General features: G+C 73.7%; 13 protein-coding genes and 6 pseudogenes. 13 read left to right on the plus strand and 6 right to left on the minus strand.

The window, feature by feature from the left end:
* Nucleotides 1-59: 59 nt before the first annotated feature.
* Nucleotides 60-1513 (minus strand): annotated as a pseudogene (locus ABEB13_RS16970) (NAD(P)H-quinone dehydrogenase).
* 122 nt (nt 1514-1635) lie between these two features.
* Here ABEB13_RS16970 and ABEB13_RS16975 point away from each other — a divergent pair.
* From ABEB13_RS16975 to ABEB13_RS16985, 3 genes and pseudogenes are all read left to right on the plus strand, one after another.
* Nucleotides 1636-2071 (plus strand): annotated as a pseudogene (locus tag ABEB13_RS16975) (gamma-glutamylcyclotransferase family protein).
* 149 nt (nt 2072-2220) lie between these two features.
* Nucleotides 2221-3042 (plus strand): purine-nucleoside phosphorylase, encoded by an 822-nt coding sequence (locus ABEB13_RS16980; protein WP_345706186.1) that lies wholly within the window; start codon nt 2221-2223, stop codon nt 3040-3042.
* A 101-nt stretch (nt 3043-3143) separates the two neighbouring features.
* Nucleotides 3144-4846: pseudogene (locus ABEB13_RS16985) on the plus strand (phospho-sugar mutase).
* Nucleotides 4847-4970: 124 nt separating this feature from the next.
* Here ABEB13_RS16985 and ABEB13_RS16990 read toward each other — a convergent pair.
* The 3 genes from ABEB13_RS16990 to ABEB13_RS17000 form a co-directional block, all read right to left on the minus strand.
* Nucleotides 4971-5615 (minus strand): PH domain-containing protein, encoded by a 645-nt coding sequence (locus ABEB13_RS16990; protein ID WP_345706187.1) that lies wholly within the window; start codon nt 5613-5615, stop codon nt 4971-4973.
* Nucleotides 5616-5706: 91 nt separating this feature from the next.
* Nucleotides 5707-6444: an ABC transporter permease gene (locus ABEB13_RS16995; protein WP_100889883.1), complete on the minus strand. Its 738-nt coding sequence runs from the start codon at nt 6442-6444 to the stop codon at nt 5707-5709.
* Nucleotides 6441-7193 carry an ABC transporter ATP-binding protein gene (locus ABEB13_RS17000; protein ID WP_345706188.1) on the minus strand — a complete coding sequence of 251 codons (753 nt, stop codon included), beginning with the start codon at nt 7191-7193 and terminating at the stop codon, nt 6441-6443. The genes ABEB13_RS16995 and ABEB13_RS17000 overlap by 4 nt, the downstream gene beginning before the upstream one ends.
* A 386-nt stretch (nt 7194-7579) precedes the next feature.
* Between ABEB13_RS17000 and ABEB13_RS17005 the strand changes: the two genes are divergently transcribed.
* A complete protein-coding gene (locus tag ABEB13_RS17005) occupies nt 7580-7792 on the plus strand; it encodes a hypothetical protein (protein ID WP_345706189.1) in 213 nt (70 codons plus the stop codon).
* Here ABEB13_RS17005 and ABEB13_RS17010 read toward each other — a convergent pair.
* Nucleotides 7783-8391, minus strand: coding sequence for a TetR/AcrR family transcriptional regulator (locus ABEB13_RS17010; protein ID WP_345706190.1), 609 nt, complete (start codon nt 8389-8391; stop codon nt 7783-7785). The genes ABEB13_RS17005 and ABEB13_RS17010 overlap by 10 nt on opposite strands.
* Before the next feature lie 95 nt (nt 8392-8486).
* Between ABEB13_RS17010 and ABEB13_RS17015 the strand changes: the two are divergent.
* From ABEB13_RS17015 to ABEB13_RS17040, 6 genes and pseudogenes are all read left to right on the plus strand, one after another.
* A pseudogene (locus ABEB13_RS17015) lies at nt 8487-9346 on the plus strand (PDDEXK nuclease domain-containing protein).
* Between the two features lie 125 nt (nt 9347-9471).
* A pseudogene (gene deoC / locus ABEB13_RS17020) lies at nt 9472-10457 on the plus strand (deoxyribose-phosphate aldolase).
* 5 nt (nt 10458-10462) lie between these two features.
* A pseudogene (locus ABEB13_RS17025) lies at nt 10463-11961 on the plus strand (aldehyde dehydrogenase family protein).
* On the plus strand, nt 11954-12856 hold the full coding sequence (locus ABEB13_RS17030) for an aldehyde dehydrogenase family protein (RefSeq protein ID WP_345706191.1): 903 nt from the start codon (nt 11954-11956) through the stop codon (nt 12854-12856). Before ABEB13_RS17025 ends, ABEB13_RS17030 begins: the two are co-directional and overlap by 8 nt.
* 328 nt (nt 12857-13184) lie before the next feature.
* Nucleotides 13185-13424: a hypothetical protein gene (locus ABEB13_RS17035; RefSeq protein WP_345706192.1), complete on the plus strand. Its 240-nt coding sequence runs from the start codon at nt 13185-13187 to the stop codon at nt 13422-13424.
* 63 nt (nt 13425-13487) lie between these two features.
* Nucleotides 13488-14132: an ATP-binding protein gene (locus tag ABEB13_RS17040; protein ID WP_345706193.1), complete on the plus strand. Its 645-nt coding sequence runs from the start codon at nt 13488-13490 to the stop codon at nt 14130-14132.
* 195 nt (nt 14133-14327) lie between these two features.
* On the opposite strand, the gene ABEB13_RS17045 is transcribed toward ABEB13_RS17040, so the two are convergent.
* Nucleotides 14328-15002, minus strand: a complete 675-nt coding sequence (locus ABEB13_RS17045; protein WP_345706194.1) for a SigE family RNA polymerase sigma factor — start codon at nt 15000-15002, stop codon at nt 14328-14330.
* A gap of 552 nt (nt 15003-15554) precedes the next feature.
* Here ABEB13_RS17045 and ABEB13_RS17050 point away from each other — a divergent pair.
* From ABEB13_RS17050 to ABEB13_RS17060, 3 genes are read left to right on the plus strand one after another with little or no spacing between them, the layout of a single operon-like run.
* Entirely contained in the window at nt 15555-16235 is a 681-nt protein-coding gene (locus tag ABEB13_RS17050; RefSeq protein ID WP_345706195.1) for a response regulator, read from the plus strand.
* 27 nt (nt 16236-16262) lie between these two features.
* Nucleotides 16263-17753, plus strand: coding sequence for an ATP-binding protein (locus ABEB13_RS17055; RefSeq protein WP_345706196.1), 1491 nt, complete (start codon nt 16263-16265; stop codon nt 17751-17753).
* Nucleotides 17750-18025, plus strand: coding sequence for a hypothetical protein (locus ABEB13_RS17060; protein WP_345706197.1), 276 nt, complete (start codon nt 17750-17752; stop codon nt 18023-18025). Before ABEB13_RS17055 ends, ABEB13_RS17060 begins: the two co-directional genes overlap by 4 nt.
* Nucleotides 18026-18070: the final 45 nt, after the last annotated feature.

Here is an 18070-nt window from a genome sequence, read left to right on the forward strand (position 1 = left end):
CCCGGGTGAGACGAAGGGGCGGCCGCCGTGGCGACCGCCCCTCAACTGTCCCCGTCCGGTCAGGAGTCCGAGTCCTCGCGCCGGCGGATGTGCAGCTGCCGGGCGGCCTCGGCGGTCGAACCGGAGAGCGACGGGTACACGGTGAACGCGCTGGCCACCTGTTCGACCGTCAAGTTGTTGTCCACGGCGAGCGAGATCGAATGGATGAGTTCGCTGGCGCGCGGCGCGACCACCACGCCACCGACCACGATGCCGGTGCCGGGGCGGGCGAACAGCTTCACGAAGCCGTCGCGGATGCCCTGCATCTTGGCCCGGGGTTGCCGCGAAGCGGCAGCTTCACCTCGACGGCGTCCATCTTCCCGCAGGAGACGTCGGCCGCGGTGTAGCCGACGGTGGCGATCTCCGGGTCGGTGAAGACGTTGGAGGCCACGGTCTTCAGGTTGAGCGGCTGCACCGCGTCGCCGAGCGCGTGGTACATCGCGATCCGGCCCTGCATGGCGGCGACCGAGGCGAGCATGAAGACGCCCGTGCAGTCGCCGGCCGCGTACACCCCGGGGGCCGAGGTGCGGGAGACCCGGTCGACGGTGATCTGGCCCCAGTCGTTGAGCTTGACCCCGGCCTCCTCCAGGCCGAGGCCCGCGGTGTTGGGGATGGAGCCGACCGCCATCAGGCAGTGGGTGCCCTCGATGACCGTGCCGTCGGCGAGGGTGACCTCGACCTTGTCGCCGACCCGCTTGGCGCTCTCGGCGCGGGAGCGGCCCATCACGTTCATGCCGCGGCGGCGGAAGACCTCCTCCAGCACCTCGGCGGCGTCCGGGTCCTCGCCGGGCAGCACCCGGTCGCGGCTGGAGACGAGCGTGACGTTGGAGCCGAGCGCCTGGTAGGCGCCGGCGAACTCGGCGCCGGTGACGCCGGAGCCGACGACGATCAGCTCGCGCGGCAGCTCGTCCAGGTCGTAGACCTGCGTCCAGGTGAGGATCCGCTCGCCGTCCGGCTGGGCGTCGGGCAGCTCGCGCGGGTGCACTCCGGTGGCGATCAGCACGGCGTCGGCGCGCAGCGACTCGCTGCTGCCGTCCTCGCGGTCGACGACGACCTCGCGGGAGCCGTCCACCGCCTGGCCGCCGGCGCCGAGCCGGCCGTTGCCGCGCAGCACGGTGACGCCCGCGCGGGTGACCGCCTGGGTGATGTCGTGGGACTGCGCGATGGCGAGGCGCTTCACGCGGCGGTTGACCTTGCCGAGGTCGACGCCGACCACCCGGGCCGCCTGCTCCAGCGGCGGGGTGTCGTCGGCGACGATGATGCCGAGCTCCTCGTAGGAGCTGTCGAAGGTGGTCATCACCTCGGCGGTCGCGATCAGCGTCTTGGACGGCACGCAGTCCGTCAGCACCGCCGATCCGCCCAGGCCGTCGCGGTCGACGACGGTCACCTCCGCGCCGAGCTGGGCTGCCACCAGGGCCGCCTCGTATCCGCCGGGTCCGCCACCGATGATCACGATCCGAGTCACGAGCACCATTGTCCCGCATGCCGGAACCAAAGCCACGCCGGGGGCGTTGCCATCCCCTCACCACCTCCGGACGCGGCGGTGAACGCTCCCCGCACCGGCTCCGGGCAGCGCTCTCCCGTAGGCTGACGCCCATGTCGCTCTACGCCGCGTACGCCACGAACCTCGACTCCCGGCAGATGAGCCGGCGGGCCCCGCTCCCCGCTGCGCGGCACGGGCTGGCTGGACGGCTGGCGGCTGACGTTCGGCGGCGAGCAGCTCGGCTGGGAGGGTTCCCTGGCCACCGTGGTGGAGGACGAGAAGGAGCAGGTCTTCGTCTCGCTCTACGACGTGTCGCCGATGGACGAGGACGGCCTCGACCGCTGGGAGGGCGTCCAGCTCGGCATCTACCGCAAGATCCGGCTGCGCGCGCACACCCTGGACGGCGACATCCCGGTGTGGACGTACGTGCTCAACGACTACGAGGGCGGGCTGCCGGCCGCCCGCTACCTGGGCCTGGTCGCGGACGCCGCGGAGAGCGCCGGCGCCCCCGACGACTACGTCCAGGACCTGCGCCGCAGGCCCTGCTGACGGCATCCGGCGGCCCTTCGGAGGATCCTCCGGACCCGGGCGGCGATTTCCGGCCGTTCCCGGTCTTTTCCCCTCATCCTGGTAACGATCCGGCGCGTCTTCACGGCTAGGTCTACGCGCGTAGGCGAATTCTGTCTATCCTCGACCCTGTGAACGCATCTCCTCAGTCGGTCGTCTCCGCCGACCCCTATGCCGCCGCCCGGGCCGCCGCCGACCGCCTGCGCGAGCTGACCGGTGCCGAGCGCCACGACATCGCCCTCGTGATGGGCTCCGGCTGGGTGCCGGCCGCCGACGCCCTCGGCGAGACCCTCGCGGAGTTCCCGGTCACCGACCTCCCGGGCTTCCCCGCCCCCGCCGTGGCCGGCCACGCGGGCACCGTCCGCTCGGTGCGGATCGGCGACAAGCGCGCGCTGATCTTCCTCGGCCGCAACCACTACTACGAGGGCCACGGCGTCGCCACCGTCGTCCATGGCGTGCGGACCGCGGCCGCCGCGGGCTGCGGCGTCATCGTCCTCACCAACGGCTGCGGCGGTCTGCGCGAGGGCTGGACGCCCGGCCAGCCCGTCCTGATCAGCGACCACATCAACCTCACCGCCGACTCGCCGATCGTCGGCGCCAACTTCGTCGACCTCACCGACCTCTACTCCAAGCGGCTGCGCGCGCTGTGCCGCGAGGTCGACCCGACCCTCGACGAGGCCGTCTACGTCCAGTTCCGCGGCCCGCACTACGAGACCCCGGCCGAGGTCAACATGGCCCGGGTGATCGGCGGCGAGCTGGTCGGCATGTCGACCACCCTGGAGGCCATCGCCGCCCGCGAGGCCGGCGCCGAGGTGCTCGGCATCTCCCTGGTCACCAACCTGGCCGCGGGCATCACCGGCGAGCCGCTCAACCACGCCGAGGTGCTGGAGGCCGGCAAGGCCAGCGCCGAGCGGATGGGCGCGCTGCTGGCGAAGGTCCTTGAGCGGATCTGAGCCCGTTCTGACGCAGAATCGGTAGACGGCCGGGCGGGCGGCACCCCCACGGGTCCGCCCGCCCGGCCCGTCGGCCCCCATCCTCACCTGGAGCTCGCAGCATGGCGCATGCACACACCGACGACCTCCTCAGCCGGGCCCGGGCCTGGGTCGCCGAGGACCCGGACCCGCAGACCCGGGACGAGCTCTCCGCGATGCTCGCCGCCGCCGAGGGCCCGACGCCGAGTCCGGCGAGCGGATCGCCTGGTCCCGGCTGGCCGAACGGTTCTCCGGCCGTCTCCAGTTCGGCACCGCCGGGCTGCGCGGCGAACTCGGCGCCGGTCCGATGCGGATGAACCGCGCCGTCGTCATCCGCGCCGCCGCCGGCCTCGCCGCGTACGTGCGCAACCACCCCGAGCTGGGCGACCTCGTCGTGGTCGGCTACGACGCCCGCCACAAGTCGTACGACTTCGCCCGGGACACCGCCGCCGCGGTGGTCGGCGCCGGGCTGCGCGCCGCGCTCCTGCCCCGCGCCCTGCCCACCCCGGTGCTCGCCTTCGCCGTCCGCCACCTCGGCGCCGCGGCCGGGGTGACCGTCACCGCCAGCCACAACCCGCCGCAGGACAACGGCTACAAGGTCTACCTGGGCGACGGCTCGCAGATCGTCCCGCCCGCCGACGCCGACATCGCCGCCGAGATCGACGCGATCGGCTCGCTCGCCGACGTCCCGCTCGCCCGGAGCGGCTGGGAGGTGCTCGGCGACGACGTCGTCGAGGCCTACCTGGACCGCGCCGTGACCGTCCTCGACCCGGGCGGCCCGCGCGACCTCGACGTGGTCTACACCCCGCTGCACGGCGTGGGCCGCGACGTGCTGCTCGCCGCCTTCAAGCAGGCCGGCTTCCCGGCCCCCACCGTCGTCGCCGAACAGGCCGAGCCCGACCCGGACTTCCCGACCGTGGCCTTCCCCAACCCGGAGGAGCCCGGCGCGATGGACCTCGCGTTCCGCACCGCCGGCGCCGTCGGCCCGGACATCGTGATCGCCAACGACCCGGACGCCGACCGCTGCGCGGTGGCCGTCCCCGTCACGGGCAACGGCGGCTGGCGGATGCTGCGCGGCGACGACGTCGGCGCGCTGCTCGGCGCCGCCCTGGTCGCCAAGCGGGCCACCGGCACCTTCGCCACCACCATCGTCTCCTCCACCCTGCTCGGCCGGATCGCCGAGGCCGCGGACCTCGGGTACGCCGAGACGCTCACCGGCTTCAAGTGGATCTCCCGCGCGGACGGCCTGCGGTACGGCTACGAGGAGGCGCTCGGCTACTGCGTCGACCCGGACGGCGTCCGCGACAAGGACGGCATCACCGCCGCGCTGCTGGTCGCCGAGCTCGCCGCCGCCCTCAAGCGGACCGGCCGCACGCTGGTCGACCTGCTGGACGACCTGGCGCTGGAGCACGGCCTGCACGCCACCGACCAGCTCTCCGCCCGGGTCGAGGACCTGTCGCTGATCGCCGACGCCATGCAGCGGCTGCGCGAGAACCCGCCGACCCGGCTCGCCGGGCTGCGCGTCACCGCCGCCGACGACCTGACCGCCGGCTCCGCGGACCTCCCGCCGACCGACGGCCTGCGGTACCGGCTGTCCGGCGAGGGCGTCCGCTCCGCCCGGATCGTCGTCCGTCCCTCCGGCACCGAGCCCAAGCTCAAGTGCTACCTGGAGGTCGTGCTGCCGGTCGCGAGCGCCGCCGAACTGGCCGGCACCCGGGAGCGCGCCACCGCCCTGCTGGACGGCATCAAGCGCGACCTCGCGGCCGCCGCGGGCATCCCCGCCTGATCCCGCACGGGCCCGACCTGCCCATGCGAAAGGGCCCGCACCCACCCGGACGAACCGGGGGTGCGGGCCCTTTCGCGTGTCCCGCCGCGCCGTCGCAGCGCCTGCGGCAGCGGGGCGGGCGGGCTCAGCCCGTCACGATCAGCGTGATCAGCGCGGCCAGTCCCAGCAACGTCGGCACGATCACCCACCAGCACCACCGGACGTCGACCCCGCCGGCCGCGGCCGGCACCCCGGCCTGCCGCTCCGCCGTCTCCTTGAGCTCCGCCACCACCTGGTCGGACCAGGCCCGGGTCGGGTCCGACTGGCCCGGCTTCAGCTTGAGCTCCGGCTCGCCGGCCGCCCGCGCCCGCACCGCCCTCCGGTTGGCGCTCTTGCGCTGCCGCAGCGACACCGGCACCGCCCAGACCTGGTACTTGCGGCCGCCGGCGAACAGCTCCACCGAGTAGCCCGAGCGCAGGTCCTCCACCGCGGCCCACGGCGCGACCACGGTGCGCAGCGGGTTGCGGACCTTCAGGCGCCGCTCGTTGGCGTAGACGGCGGGCCGCAGGGTGTAGGCGATCACCGGGAGGCAGAAGACCGGTGCGGCGGCCAGCGCCACCCACGGGGTGCGGCCGGTGCCGGAGACGAGGGCGTCGCCGATCAGCCAGCCGGCCACGGCCAGCAGCAGGACGCCGGAGATGATGCCGGGGCCGGAGCGGTAGACGCGGTCGGCGTACTTCGGCTCGGAGGCGGCGGAGCCCGGGTCGGGCGTGCCGTCGGATTCGGTCATGGGGACGATTCTGCCCCACGCCCCCCGCCCCTCCCGTCGACCCCCGCCCCGTCCGGCACGGCGTCGGCGGACGGCGGCCGCGCCCGGGCCCTCAGGCCGTCCGGCGGCGCAGGGTGGCGGCGCCCAGCCCGAGCGCGAGCAGCGCCGATCCCCCGATCACCGCGAGATCCCGGAGGACCTCGCCGCCGACCCCGCTCTGCACGGTGAGCCGGGTCATCGCGTCCACCGCGTACGACAGCGGCAGCACGTCGGAGGCCCAGCGCAGCACGTCGGCCATCTGCGCGCGCGGCACGAACAGCCCGCAGAGCAGGAACTGCGGCAGCAGCACGGCCGGCAGGAACTGCACGGCCTGGAACTCGGTCGCGGCGAACGCGGAGACCAGGAGGCCGAGCGCCATGCCGAGCAGGCCGTCGCCGACCGCGACGGCGAACAGCAGCCAGGTCGGCCCCGCGACGTCCAGGCCGAGCAGGCCGATGGTGAGCGCCGACGCCAGCGCCGCCTGGACGAGCGCGACCAGGCCGAACGCGAGGGCGTAGCCGAGCAGCAGGTCGAGCCGGCCCAGCGGCATGGTGAGCAGCCGCTCCAGCGTGCCGGTGGTCCGCTCGCGAAGCATGGCCACCGAGGTGACCAGGAACATCACCATCAGCGGGAAGATCCCGAGCAGTGCGGGGCCGATCCGGTCGAAGGTCTGCGGCTGCCCGTCGAACATGTACTTCAGCAGGGTGAGCAGCACGCACGGCACGACCAGCAGCAGCGCGATGGTCCGCGGGTCGTGGCGGAGCTGGGCGAGGACCCGGCGGGCGGTGGCGAGGGTGCGGTGCAGGTTCATCGCGGGCTCTTCTCGGGCACGGCGCCGGCGGCGACCAGGGTGAGGAAGGCGCTGTCGATGTCGGCGGCGCCGGTGGCGTCGAGCAGCGCCTGCGGGGTGTCGTGGGCGAGCAGTCGGCCCTCGCGCATCAGCAGCAGCCGGTCGCAGCGGGTGGCCTCGTCCATGACGTGGCTGGAGACCAGCAGGGTGGCGCCGCCGTCGGCGAGCCCCCGGAAGAGCCGCCACAGGTCCTGGCGGAGCACCGGGTCGAGGCCGACGGTCGGCTCGTCGAGGATCAGCAGTTCGGGGGTGCCGAGCAGGGCGGCGGCGAGCGAGACCCGGGCCCGCTGGCCGCCGGAGAGGCGGGCGACGGTGTCGTCCTCGTGCCCGGCGAGGCCGACCTGCTCGACGACGCGGGCCGGGTCCGTCCTCGGTGCGCCGAGGACGGCGGCGAAGTAGGCGAGGTTCTCGGTGACGGTGAGGTCGCCGTAGACGGAGGGCGCCTGGGTGACGTACCCGACCCGGTGGCGCAGGGCGGCGGCGCCGGCCGGGTGACCGAGGACCTCGACGGTGCCGCCGGCCGTCCGCTGCACGCCGACGACCGCCCGGAGCAGCGTGGTCTTGCCGCAGCCGCTGGGGCCCAGCAGCCCGGTGACCGAGCCGCGGGGGACGTCGAGGTCGAGTGCGTGCAGGACGGGGCGGCCGCCGCGGACGACGGTGAGCCCGTCGATCCGGATCGCGGGGGCTGTCCCCGCCGTGTAATTCATCATGTGATGAGTTTTGCGTCGCGGGCCACGGCCGTCAAGGCCATGGACAACATCGGCGGGTGCCGCCAGGGTGGGCCGGTGACCTCACCGGACGCCCCCGTGGACCCTGCCGAGCCCGCCGACACCGTGCGCGGTCTGCGACTGCCGCAGCTGCTGCTCGACCTGATCGCCGACGGCCGGTGGCGGCAGCCCGCCGACGACGTCCTCGCCGCGGCCGTGCCCTGGTTCGAGGACCCGTTGGACCTGCTGACCGACGTGGCGGCGATCCGGCGCCAGTCGCGTTCACTGGACGACCTCGGCGGCGCCGACCTGGGCCCGCTGTTCCGCCAGACCCCCGGCAGCACCGCCGCCGCCGCGGTCGAACTCCCTGGCTCGACACCGAACAGGCCGTGCTGCTCGCCGTCTGCCGGCACGCGGGCGACGACGTGGCCATCGCCCTCGACTACCGCACCGGCCCCGACGGGCCGCGGGTCGTCGGCAGCGACATCTGGACGGACCCGCGCGCGTACACCTGGCGGGTGGCCGCCCCTCCTTCCCGGCCTTCGCCTCGGCCCTGGGACTGGTGCCCTGAGCGCGGCGGCCGGGCCCCGGGTCAGTCCTGACCGAGACAGCCCTGCAGGGAGCGGGCCAGCAACGGCAGCAGCTCGTCCGGGGAGGCGGAGGCGAGCGGCTCGACGGCGATCACGTAGCGGGCCAGGGCGAGGCCGATCACCTGGGACATCGCCAGTTCGACCCGGAGCTGCGGCACGTCCAGCCCGGCCGCGACCCCGGTGACCACCTCCGCGACCATGAAGCCGCGCATCAGACCGGCGACCTCCTCGGAGGCCGCGGCCGTGCGGAGCACCGCGAGCAGCCGGTCCCGTACGGTCGGCTGCTCCCAGAGACCGAGGACGAGCCGGGCCAGCCGCTCCCCGACCGCGTCGCGATCGCCCTCCAGCACCCGGGCGACCAGCAGCCGCGGGTCGATCGGGAACTCCAGCGCGGCCAGGAAGAGCTTGTCCTTGCTGCCGAAGTAGTGGTGCAGCAGCGCCGCGTCCACCCCGGCAGCCCGCGCGATCGCCCGCATGCTCGCCTTCTGGTACCCCCGCGCGGCGAACTCTGCGCGCGCCGCCTCCAGCACCGTGCGCCGGGTGTCGGCGCTGCCGGGACGGCGGCCGGTCTTCTTGCGGGGCGCGGGCTGGCGGTCTGCTGCGGCGGTCACCCGAGCATTCTCCCCGGCCGGGCGTGACTCGTTCGAGTGAGGGCGAACCGTTTCCCCCGCCCGCAGCCGCCCCCGCGCTGTCCAGAATCCGCGCCATGACCAACGAATGGGACCTCGCCGGCACCCTGCCCGCGCAGGCGGCGGCGGAATCCGAACCGGCCGGGTACGGCGACCTGCTGCGGGACGTGAAGGCCGAGATCACCTCGGCGCACGTCCGGGTGCACCGGGTGGTGAACACCGAACTGATCACGCACTACTGGCGGATCGGCCGGATCATCCTGGAACGCCCCACCAGGGACTTCTACGCCCGGCAGGCCGTGCAGCACGGCTGGTCGCGCAACGTGCCGGTACACCGCATCGAGACCGGCCTGCACCTGCGGCAGGGCACGGCGCTGCACAACTTCGACGCGACCGTGCCGGACGGCTCCGAGCTGCTGCGCGACCTCGTCCGGGATCCGTACCTGCTGGACTTCACCCGGCTCGGCGACGGCCACTCCGAGCAGGATCTGGAGTCCGCCCTGGTCGCGCACGTGGTGCGCTTCCTGCAGGAGCTGGGCGTGGGCTTCGCCTTCGTGGGCCGGCAGACCCGCTCAAGGTCGGCGCGCAGGAGTTCCGGAGCGACCTGCTCTTCTACCGTCTGCGGCTGCACCGGTACGTGGTCGTGGAGCTGAAGATCGGCCGGGCCGAGCCCGAGCACCTCGGCAAGCCGGGGTTCGACACGGCCGTGGTGGACGACAAGGTCCGTGATCCGCAGCGGGACGACGAGACCCTCGGGATCCTGATCGCCGCCCACCGCGACAAGGACGTCGTGCAGTACTCGCTGCGCGGCAGCAGCCGGCCGAGGGCGGTGACGACGTACAGCACGCTGCCCGCCGAGCTGCGGCCGCTGCCGCCGAGCCCGGAGCAGCTGGCCCGGGTGACGCACGAGGTCCTGGAGCGGCACGGCGCGGGCTGAGAGCGGTCGGGTGGACCCGGTTCCGGCCGCAGCGCACGGCCGGAACCGGGCGCATTTCGGTCCGGCATCGAAACCCGACCCCACTAGCGGATCGCTACGCGCGTAGATATGCTGGTCTGGTGACTATGTCCACTCTTGCAGCCAACGCCCCCAGCGCTGCGGGCGGCGGTCTCGCGGACGTCGCGGCGTCCGAGGCCTCGCTCCGCCGCTTCCTGCACGGCCTGCCCGGCGTCGACCAGGTCGGCCTGGAAGCCCGCGCCGCCACCCTCGGCACCCGTTCGATCAAGACCACGGCGAAGGCGTACGCCATCGACCTGGCGATCTCGATGATCGACCTGACCACGCTGGAAGGCGCGGACACGGTCGGCAAGGTGCGCTCGCTGTGCACCAAGGGCCGCAACCCCGACCCGTCCGACCCGACCGCCCCCGGGTCGCGGCGATCTGCGTCTATCCGGACATGGTCGCCACCGCGAAGGACGCCCTGCGCGGCACGGACATCCAGGTCGCCTCGGTCGCCACGGCCTTCCCGGCCGGCCGGGTCGCGCTGCCGGTGAAGCTCGCCGACACCGCCGACGCGGTGGCCGCGGGCGCCGACGAGATCGACATGGTGATCGACCGCGGCGCCTTCCTCTCCGGCCGCTACCTGGACGTCTTCCAGGAGATCACCGCCGTCAAGGAGGCCTGCAAGCGGGCCGACGGCACCTCCGCGCACCTCAAGGTGATCTTCGAGACCGGCGAGCTGCAGACGTACGACAACGTCCGGCGCGTCTCCTGGTTGGCGATGCTGGCCGGCGCCGACTTCATCAAGACCTCCACCGGCAAGGTCGCGGTCAACGCCACCCCGCCGGTGACGCTGCTGATGCTGGAGGCCGTCCGGGACTTCCGGGCCGCGACCGGCGTGCAGATCGGCGTGAAGCCGGCCGGTGGCATCAAGACCACCAAGGACGCCATGAAGTACCTGGTGATGGTCAACGAGACCCTGGGCGACGAATGGCTGTCCCCGCACTGGTTCCGCTTCGGCGCCTCCAGCCTGCTGAACGACCTGCTGATGCAGCGTCAGAAGCTGACCACCGGCCGGTACTCCGGTCCCGACTACGTGACGGTGGACTGAGACAGATGGCCAAGAACACCAGCAGGAAGACGGTCGAGCCCGTGACCGAGAAGCGCGGTCTGTTCGAGTACGCGCCCGCTCCCGAGTCCCCGCCGCCGCGGGCGACATCGCCACCTCCTACGGCCACTTCATCGGCGGCGAGTTCGTCGACTCCAGCGGCAGCGAGGCCCTGAAGACCGTCAACCCGGCGACCGAGCAGGTGCTGGCCGAGTTCGCGCAGGGCACCGAGGAGGACGTGGACCGGGCGGTCGCCGCGGCCCGCAAGGCGTTCGGCGACTGGTCGGCGCTGCCGGGCAGCGAGCGCGCCAAGTACCTGTTCCGGATCGCCCGGATCGTCCAGGAGCGCTCCCGCGAGCTGGCGGTGCTGGAGTCGATCGACAACGGCAAGCCGATCCGCGAGACCCGCGACTTCGACGTGCCGATGGTCGCCGCCTGGTTCTTCTACTACGCGGGCTGGGCGGACAAGCTCGACTACGCGGGCTTCGGCCCGAACCCGCGCCCGGTCGGGGTGGCCGCGCAGGTCATCCCGTGGAACTTCCCGCTGATGATGCTGGCGTGGAAGATCGCCCCGGCGCTGGCGGCCGGCAACACGGTCGTCCTCAAGCCGGCCGAGACCACCCCGCTGACCGCGCTGCGCTTCGCGGAGATCTGCCGCCAGGCCGGTCTGCCGAAGGGCGTCGTCAACATCGTCACCGGCGACGGCCGCACCGGCGCCGCGCTGACCGCCCACCCGGGCGTCGACAAGGTGGCCTTCACCGGCTCCACCCCGGTCGGCCGCTCGATCGCCCGGCAGCTGGCGGGCACCCGCACCAAGCTGTCGCTGGAGCTGGGCGGCAAGGCCGCGAACATCGTCTTCGACGACGCGCCCATCGACCAGGCCGTCGAGGGCATCGTCAACGGCATCTTCTTCAACCAGGGCCACGTCTGCTGCGCGGGCAGCCGGCTGCTGATCCAGGAGTCGGTGCAGGACGAGTTCCTGGAGGCGCTCAAGCGCCGGATGTCGACGCTGCGCATCGGCGACCCGCTGGACAAGAACACCGACATCGGCGCCATCAACTCCGCGGCGCAGCTGGCCCGGATCACCGAGCTGACCGACGCCGGCGAGGCCGAGGGCGCCGAGCGCTGGGCGCCGTCCTGCGACCTGCCGGGCGCCGGCTACTGGTTCCGGCCGACGCTGTTCACCGGTGTCAGCCAGGCGCACCGGATCGCCCGCGAGGAGATCTTCGGGCCGGTGCTGTCGGTGCTGACCTTCCGCACCCCGGCCGAGGCGGTCGAGAAGGCCAACAACACCCCGTTCGGCCTCTCCGCCGGCATCTGGACGGAGAAGGGCTCGCGGATCCTCTGGACGGCGAGCCGGCTCAAGGCCGGTGTGGTCTGGGCCAACACCTTCAACAAGTTCGACCCGGCCTCGCCGTTCGGCGGCTTCAAGGAATCGGGATACGGCCGCGAGGGCGGCCGGCACGGACTGGAGCCCTACCTGAATGTCGAGGCCCGAGATGTCTGACACGACCGTGCGTCTTGACGTCCTCAAGACCTACAAGCTGTACGTCGGCGGGAAGTTCCCGCGGTCCGAGAGCGGGCGGGTGTACGAGGTGACGGACTCCAAGGGCCAGTGGCTGGCCAACGCCCCGCTCGGCACCCGCAAGGACACCCGGGACGCCGTCGTGGCCGCGCGCGCCGCGGTCAAGGGCTGGTCGGGCACCACCGCGTACAACCGCGGCCAGGTGCTGTACCGGGTCGCGGAGATGCTGCAGGGCCGTCGCGAGCAGTTCACCGCCGAGGTGGCCACCGCCGAGGGCATCGGCGCCAAGAAGGCCGCCGCGCTGGTGGACGCCGCGATCGACCGATGGGTCTGGTACGCGGGCTGGACGGACAAGTTCGCCCAGATCGCGGGCGGCGCCAACCCGGTCGCCGGGCCGTACTTCAACCTGTCCACCCCGGAGCCGACCGGCGTGGTCGGCGTGGTGGCACCGCAGGCCGGGCAGGGCTTCTCCTTCCTCGGCCTGGTGTCGGTGATCGCCCCGGCGATCGCCACCGGCAACACCGTGGTGGTCGCGGCCAGTGCCGACGCCCCGCTGCCCGCGCTGTCCCTGGGCGAGGTGCTGGCCACCTCCGACCTGCCGGGCGGCGTGGTCAACCTGATCTCCGGCCGCACGGCCGACATCGCCCCCACGCTGGCGTCCCACCAGGACGTCAACGGTCTCGACCTGACCGGCGCCGTCCACGCGGACGGCCCGGGCTCGGCCACCGCCCTGGAGGCGGCCGCCGCAGAGACCCTCAAGCGCGTCCTCCGCCCGGCCGCCGACCCGGCCGCGGCGGACTGGACGGTCGCCCCCGGCACCAAGCGGCTGCTCTCCTTCGTGGAGACCAAGACCGTCTGGCACCCGATGGGCATCTGACCGGCCCGGCCACGGCCGGACCGGACGACGCGGACCCGCATCCCCGACCGGGGGTGCGGGTCCGCCGTTCGTCGGGGGCACGGGCAGCCGGTCGGCGGGCAACCGCCCGTGCGCCTGCGGGGTCTTCCTTCCCGACGGTTCCGACGATCATGGTGGGAGTCACGGTGCGGGAGATTCTGGGCGAGGTCGCGGCGGCGGCCGGCGGCGGTCTGCTGCGGGACGCGCGGGCCCGGCGGGCGGAGCGGCGACTGCGGGCCGGGCTGCCGGTGCGGATCCCGTGCTCGGCACGCTCGGAGCGCCCCGGCCGGTCCGCCGGGCACGTCGCCGGGTGGCTGCAGCTGGGGCCGGGGGCGCGGTCTTCCGCCCGCGCCGCGGGCCTGCCCTGGAGCTGCCGCTCGGCGGCTCCTTCCACGCCCCGGAACCGGACGCCTGGTACGACGCGCACTGGTCGGCGACCGTGTACCGGCCGCCCGGCGACGGCGGACCCGTGCACCTGTGCCTCCCCGCCCGCTGCCTGCCCGCGGTGAGCGGGCACCTGCGCGCCGGTGCCGGTGGCGAGGCGCTGTGAGATTGGCCCGGGTCCGTCCGGACGGTTCCTGCGGGCGGCGCCGATGCGTCAGACTGGTGTCCCGTGAGTGACTCCCCGCTGAACCCTGTGCCGGCGCCCCGCGCCCGCGTCGTCCTGCTGTCCGGGCCCTCCGGATCGGGCAAGTCCTCGCTCGCCGAGCGGGCCGGCCTGCCGGTGCTCCAGCTCGACGACTTCTACAAGGACGGCGACGACCCGACGCTGCCGCAGCTGCCCGAGGACGGCGGCACGGACTGGGACTCCCCGCTCTCCTGGCACGGCGAGCAGGCGCTCGCGGCGATCCGGTCGCTGGCGGAGGACGGCCGCGCCGAGGTGCCGGTGTACTCCATCCCGGACAACGGCCGGATCGGCACCCGCACGCTCGTCCTGGGCGGCGCGCCGGCGTTCGTCGCCGAGGGCATCTTCGCCGCCGAGCTGGTCGGCCGGTGCGCCGCCGAGGGGCTGCTGGGCGACGCGCTCTGTCTGCGCAACCGGCCCGCCACCACCGCCTGGCGGCGCTTCCGCCGGGACGTGCGCGAGGGCCGCAAGTCCGTCCCGTACCTGCTGCGCCGCGGCTGGCGGCTGATGCGCTCCGAGCGCGGCATCGTCTCGCAGCAGGTCGCGCTCGGTGCGTACGCCTGCGCCGGTGCGGAGGCCGAGCGCCGGATCCTGGCGGTGACCGCCCGGCGGTCCGAGCCGGTCGCGGCCTGACCGCACGGCCCCCCGCGCCCGCGGCGTCCTGCCGCGCCCGTCCGGACACGGTCAGGGGCCCGGTGCCTCTCCCCGGCACCGGGCCCCTGCCTGCCAGGGCCGCGGTCGTCCCCCGTCGGCGGCCACTCCCCCGAGTGGGCCTGACGCGAACCGCGAACCCTTCACCCGTCCCCCGACGGGAGTCTCTGTCGTGCCTCAGGCGACCAGTTCGCCGAAGGCCCGCGCGGTGTCACCCGAGCGGTTGAGCTGCTCGTCGTCGCGCAGCCGGCGCAGGGCGCGCCAGATGCTGCTCTTGACGGTGCCGACGCTGATGCCGAGGATGTCGGCGATCTCCGGGTCGGTGCGGCCCTCGTAGTAGCGGAGCACCAGCATGGTGCGCTGGTTCTCGGGCAGCTTGGCCAGCGCCTGCCACAGCACGGCACGCAGCTCGGTGCCGCCCATCGCGTCGGTGTCGCCGGCGTGCTCCGGCAGCTCTTCGGTCGGGTACTCGTTGACCTTGCGGCGCCGCCAGGCGGAGATGTGCAGGTTGGTCATGGTGCGGCGGAGGTATCCCCCGACCGCCGCCTTGTCGGTGATCCGGTCCCAGGCGCGGTAGGTGCTGAAGAGCGCGCTCTGCAGCAGGTCCTCGGCCTCGTAGCGGTCACCGGTCAGGTGGTACGCGGTGGCGTACAGGGAGGCGCGGCGCTCGCGCACGTACGCGGTGAACTCGGCGATCCGGTCCTCCGCGTCGGCCGAGCGCTCCCCCTGCGCGCCTCCCTGCCGACCGTCGTCGGTGCCGGCTGCCGCGGGCGTGAGCCGCAGCAGCGTGGCACCTGCTGCCTGGCGGGCGTCCGGCTCCCCCGAGCCGTTGCCGTTCAGGCCCTCCCCCATCGGGATGTCCCGGCCCTGGCCGCCGACGGGAAGAATCCCGCGCAGCGTCAGGGTCGAGCCGCTGTCGGCCGTGGTCCCCCGGTGGCCGATCCCGTACAGCTCCCCCTGGTGCCCGCCGCCACTGGGGCGGTGGGCCGTTCCGGTGCGGTGTGCGCACCCCGTACGATCACGGCACCGGACGTCTCGTCGGTCCGCACCTCGTACCTGGTCCGCGGGGCGGCGGTCGAACGCGACGCGCGGACGGCCGCGGTGCTGCGGGTCAGAAGCGTTGCGTTCATCGTGCGCCCCCATGGTCGGTACGTGCGGTTCCCTGCTGCCGCCGTCCTGCTCCCGGTGGTGACCGGTGCGTTCTCGGCGACAAGGAAAATCCTGCCCGCCCGTCGTCATGGCGGTGTCCGCCGACTGTCACAGGGCTGTCACAGCGGCCGGGACCGGAGTCCGGAGCTGTGCCCCACCCCGCCGGACGCCTGAATCACGCCTTCCGGTTCCCGCGATCGATCAGCAACCACCCGGGTGGGTGATGGAGAGGCCGCGGTGGGCCAGAATGAGCGGGTGCCATTCCTGCTTCTGATCGAGGACGACGACGCCATCCGGACCGGCCTCGAACTCGCCCTCACCCGCCAGGGCCACCGTGTGGCCGCCGCATCCTCGGGCGAGGACGGCCTGCAGCTGTTCAAGGAGCAGCGTCCGGACCTCATCGTCCTGGACGTCATGCTGCCCGGCATCGACGGCTTCGAGGTCTGTCGCCGGATCCGCCGGACGGACCAGCTGCCGATCATCCTGCTGACAGCGCGCTCGGACGACATCGACGTGGTGGTGGGCCTGGAGTCCGGCGCCGACGACTACGTCGTGAAGCCGGTGCAGCCGCGCGTCCTGGACGCCCGGATCCGCGCCGTGCTGCGGCGCGGCGAGCGGGAGAGCTCGGACTCCTCCACGTACGGGACGCTGGTCATCGACCGTTCGGCGATGACCGTGACCAAGGACGGCGAGGACCTCCAGCTCACCCCGACCGAGCTGCGGCTGCTGCTGGAGCTGAGCCGCCGGCCCGGGCAGGCGCTGTCCCGGCAGCAACTGCTGCGGCTGGTCTGGGAGCACGACTACCTGGGCGACTCCCGGCTGGTGGACGCCTGTGTGCAGCGGCTGCGGGCCAAGGTCGAGGACGTGCCCTCGGCACCGACCCTGATCCGCACGGTGCGCGGCGTCGGGTACCGTCTCGACCCGCCCACGCAGTGACCCTCCTCCAGTTGCCGGTGAGACCTGTTGACTGACCTCCAGACCGTGCAGCGCCGCCGCGGCCCGTGGCGCCGGCTGCGTTCGCTGCGGGTCCGCCTGATAGCGGTGTTCGCCGCCGTCGCGCTGATCACCGCGGTGTCCGCGTCCGGCATCGCGTACTGGCTGAACCGCGACGCCGTGCTCAAGCGCGCCCAGGACACCGCGCTGAACGACTTCCGGGTGTCACTGACCCGCAACGTCTCGGCGCTGCCGGCGGCCCCGGACTGCACCCAACTCTCCGACCTCGCCCAGCAGGTGGCCTCCTCCGGGCTCAACTACGACGTGGTCGTGACGGATCCGGCGCTGCCCGGCTGCGCGGTCTCCACGGACCCGGCGCGGTTCACCCTCGCCGGGGTGCCGCCGACGCTGCGCCGGGCGGTGGACACGCCGCGCACGGTCGGACCGGGCAATCCGTACCCGTACCACCTCTACTGGCAGCGGGTGAACCTCGGCAACCGCCCGTTCCTGGTGGGCGGCACCCGGGTGGTGCCGGGCGGGCCGACGGCGTACATGTTCAAGTCGCTGGAGAACGAGCGGGCCGACCTCAACACGCTCGGCTGGTCGCTGGCGATCGCCACCCTGCTGGCCCTGATCGGTTCGGCCCTGCTCGCCCAGGCGGCGTCGGCGACCGTGCTGCGTCCGGTGCGGCGGCTCGGCGAGGCCGCCAGGTCGCTCGGCGAGGGCAAGCTCGACACCCGGCTGGAGGTCGAGGGCGGCGACGAACTCGCCGACCTGGCAAGGACGTTCAACCGGACGGCGGAGTCCCTCGCGCACCAGGTCGAGGAGTTGAGCGCGCGGGAGATGCAGAGCCGCCGGTTCGTCGCCGACATGTCGCACGAACTGCGCACCCCGCTCACGGCGATGACCGCCGTCACCGACATCCTGGAGGACGAGGCCGACGCGCTCGACCCGATGATCGCGCCCGCCGTCCGGCTCGTGGTGAGCGAGACCCGCCGGCTCTCCGACCTGGTCGAGAACCTCATGGAGGTGACCCGATTCGACGCCGGCACCGCCAAGCTGGTCGCCGACGAGGTCGACATCGCCGACCTGATCATGTCCTGCATCGACGGCCGCGCCTGGTACGACGCGGTCGAGGTCGACGCCCCGCGCGGGGTGCGGCTGATGGCCGACCCGCGCCGCCTCGACGTGGTGTTCGCCAACCTGATCGGCAACGCCCTCAAGCACGGCGGCTCGCCGGTGCGGGTGGTCGTCCGGGAGGAGGACGGCGAGCGGGTGGTAGTCGAGGTGCGCGACAGCGGCCCCGGTATCCCCGAGGAAGTCCTGCCGCACGTCTTCGACCGCTTCTACAAGGCCGACAAGGGCCGGGCCCGGTCGGAGGGCAGCGGTCTCGGCCTGTCCATCGCGATGGCCAACGCCCAGATACACGGCGGCACGATCGCCGCCGCCAACGGCGAGCACGGCGCGGTCTTCACCCTCACGCTGCCGCTCGCCCAGCCCGTCGAGGAGGACCCCCGGTGACCGTACGGAGGGCTGCGGCCCTGGTCCTGCTCGGCGCGGTGGCCGCCGGCTGCGGCATCCGCCCGACCGCGGTGCCGGTGGACGCCGGCGCGCCGGCGAGCCGGACGGCCTGCCCGACACCGGTGCAGGTGCCCAAGGCGGCCGCGGCGACGACGGCCGCACCCACCGGGGGCGGTACCGCCACGGCCGGGAGGAGCCCGGCGGCGAAGAGCCCGGCCCCGGAGTTCAGCGTCGCACCGTCGCCGTCCCCCGCCGCCTCGCACTGCCCGTGACCGGCCACCCGTCCGGGTGGAACCTTCCGGCACGGAGGGTGCGTC

Origin of the sequence: Kitasatospora paranensis (assembly GCF_039544005.1) — a bacterium.
GTDB lineage: Bacteria > Actinomycetota > Actinomycetes > Streptomycetales > Streptomycetaceae > Kitasatospora > Kitasatospora paranensis.

Coding starts and splice junctions, on each gene's coding strand:
- ABEB13_RS17000 (WP_345706188.1), bottom strand. CDS start 7,193: ATGATGAATTACACGGCGGGGACAGCCCCCGCGATCCGGATCGACGGG.
- ABEB13_RS17030 (WP_345706191.1), top strand. CDS start 11,954: ATGTCTGACACGACCGTGCGTCTTGACGTCCTCAAGACCTACAAGCTG.
- ABEB13_RS16995 (WP_100889883.1), bottom strand. CDS start 6,444: ATGAACCTGCACCGCACCCTCGCCACCGCCCGCCGGGTCCTCGCCCAG.
- ABEB13_RS17045 (WP_345706194.1), bottom strand. CDS start 15,002: ATGGGGGAGGGCCTGAACGGCAACGGCTCGGGGGAGCCGGACGCCCGC.
- ABEB13_RS16990 (WP_345706187.1), bottom strand. CDS start 5,615: ATGACCGAATCCGACGGCACGCCCGACCCGGGCTCCGCCGCCTCCGAG.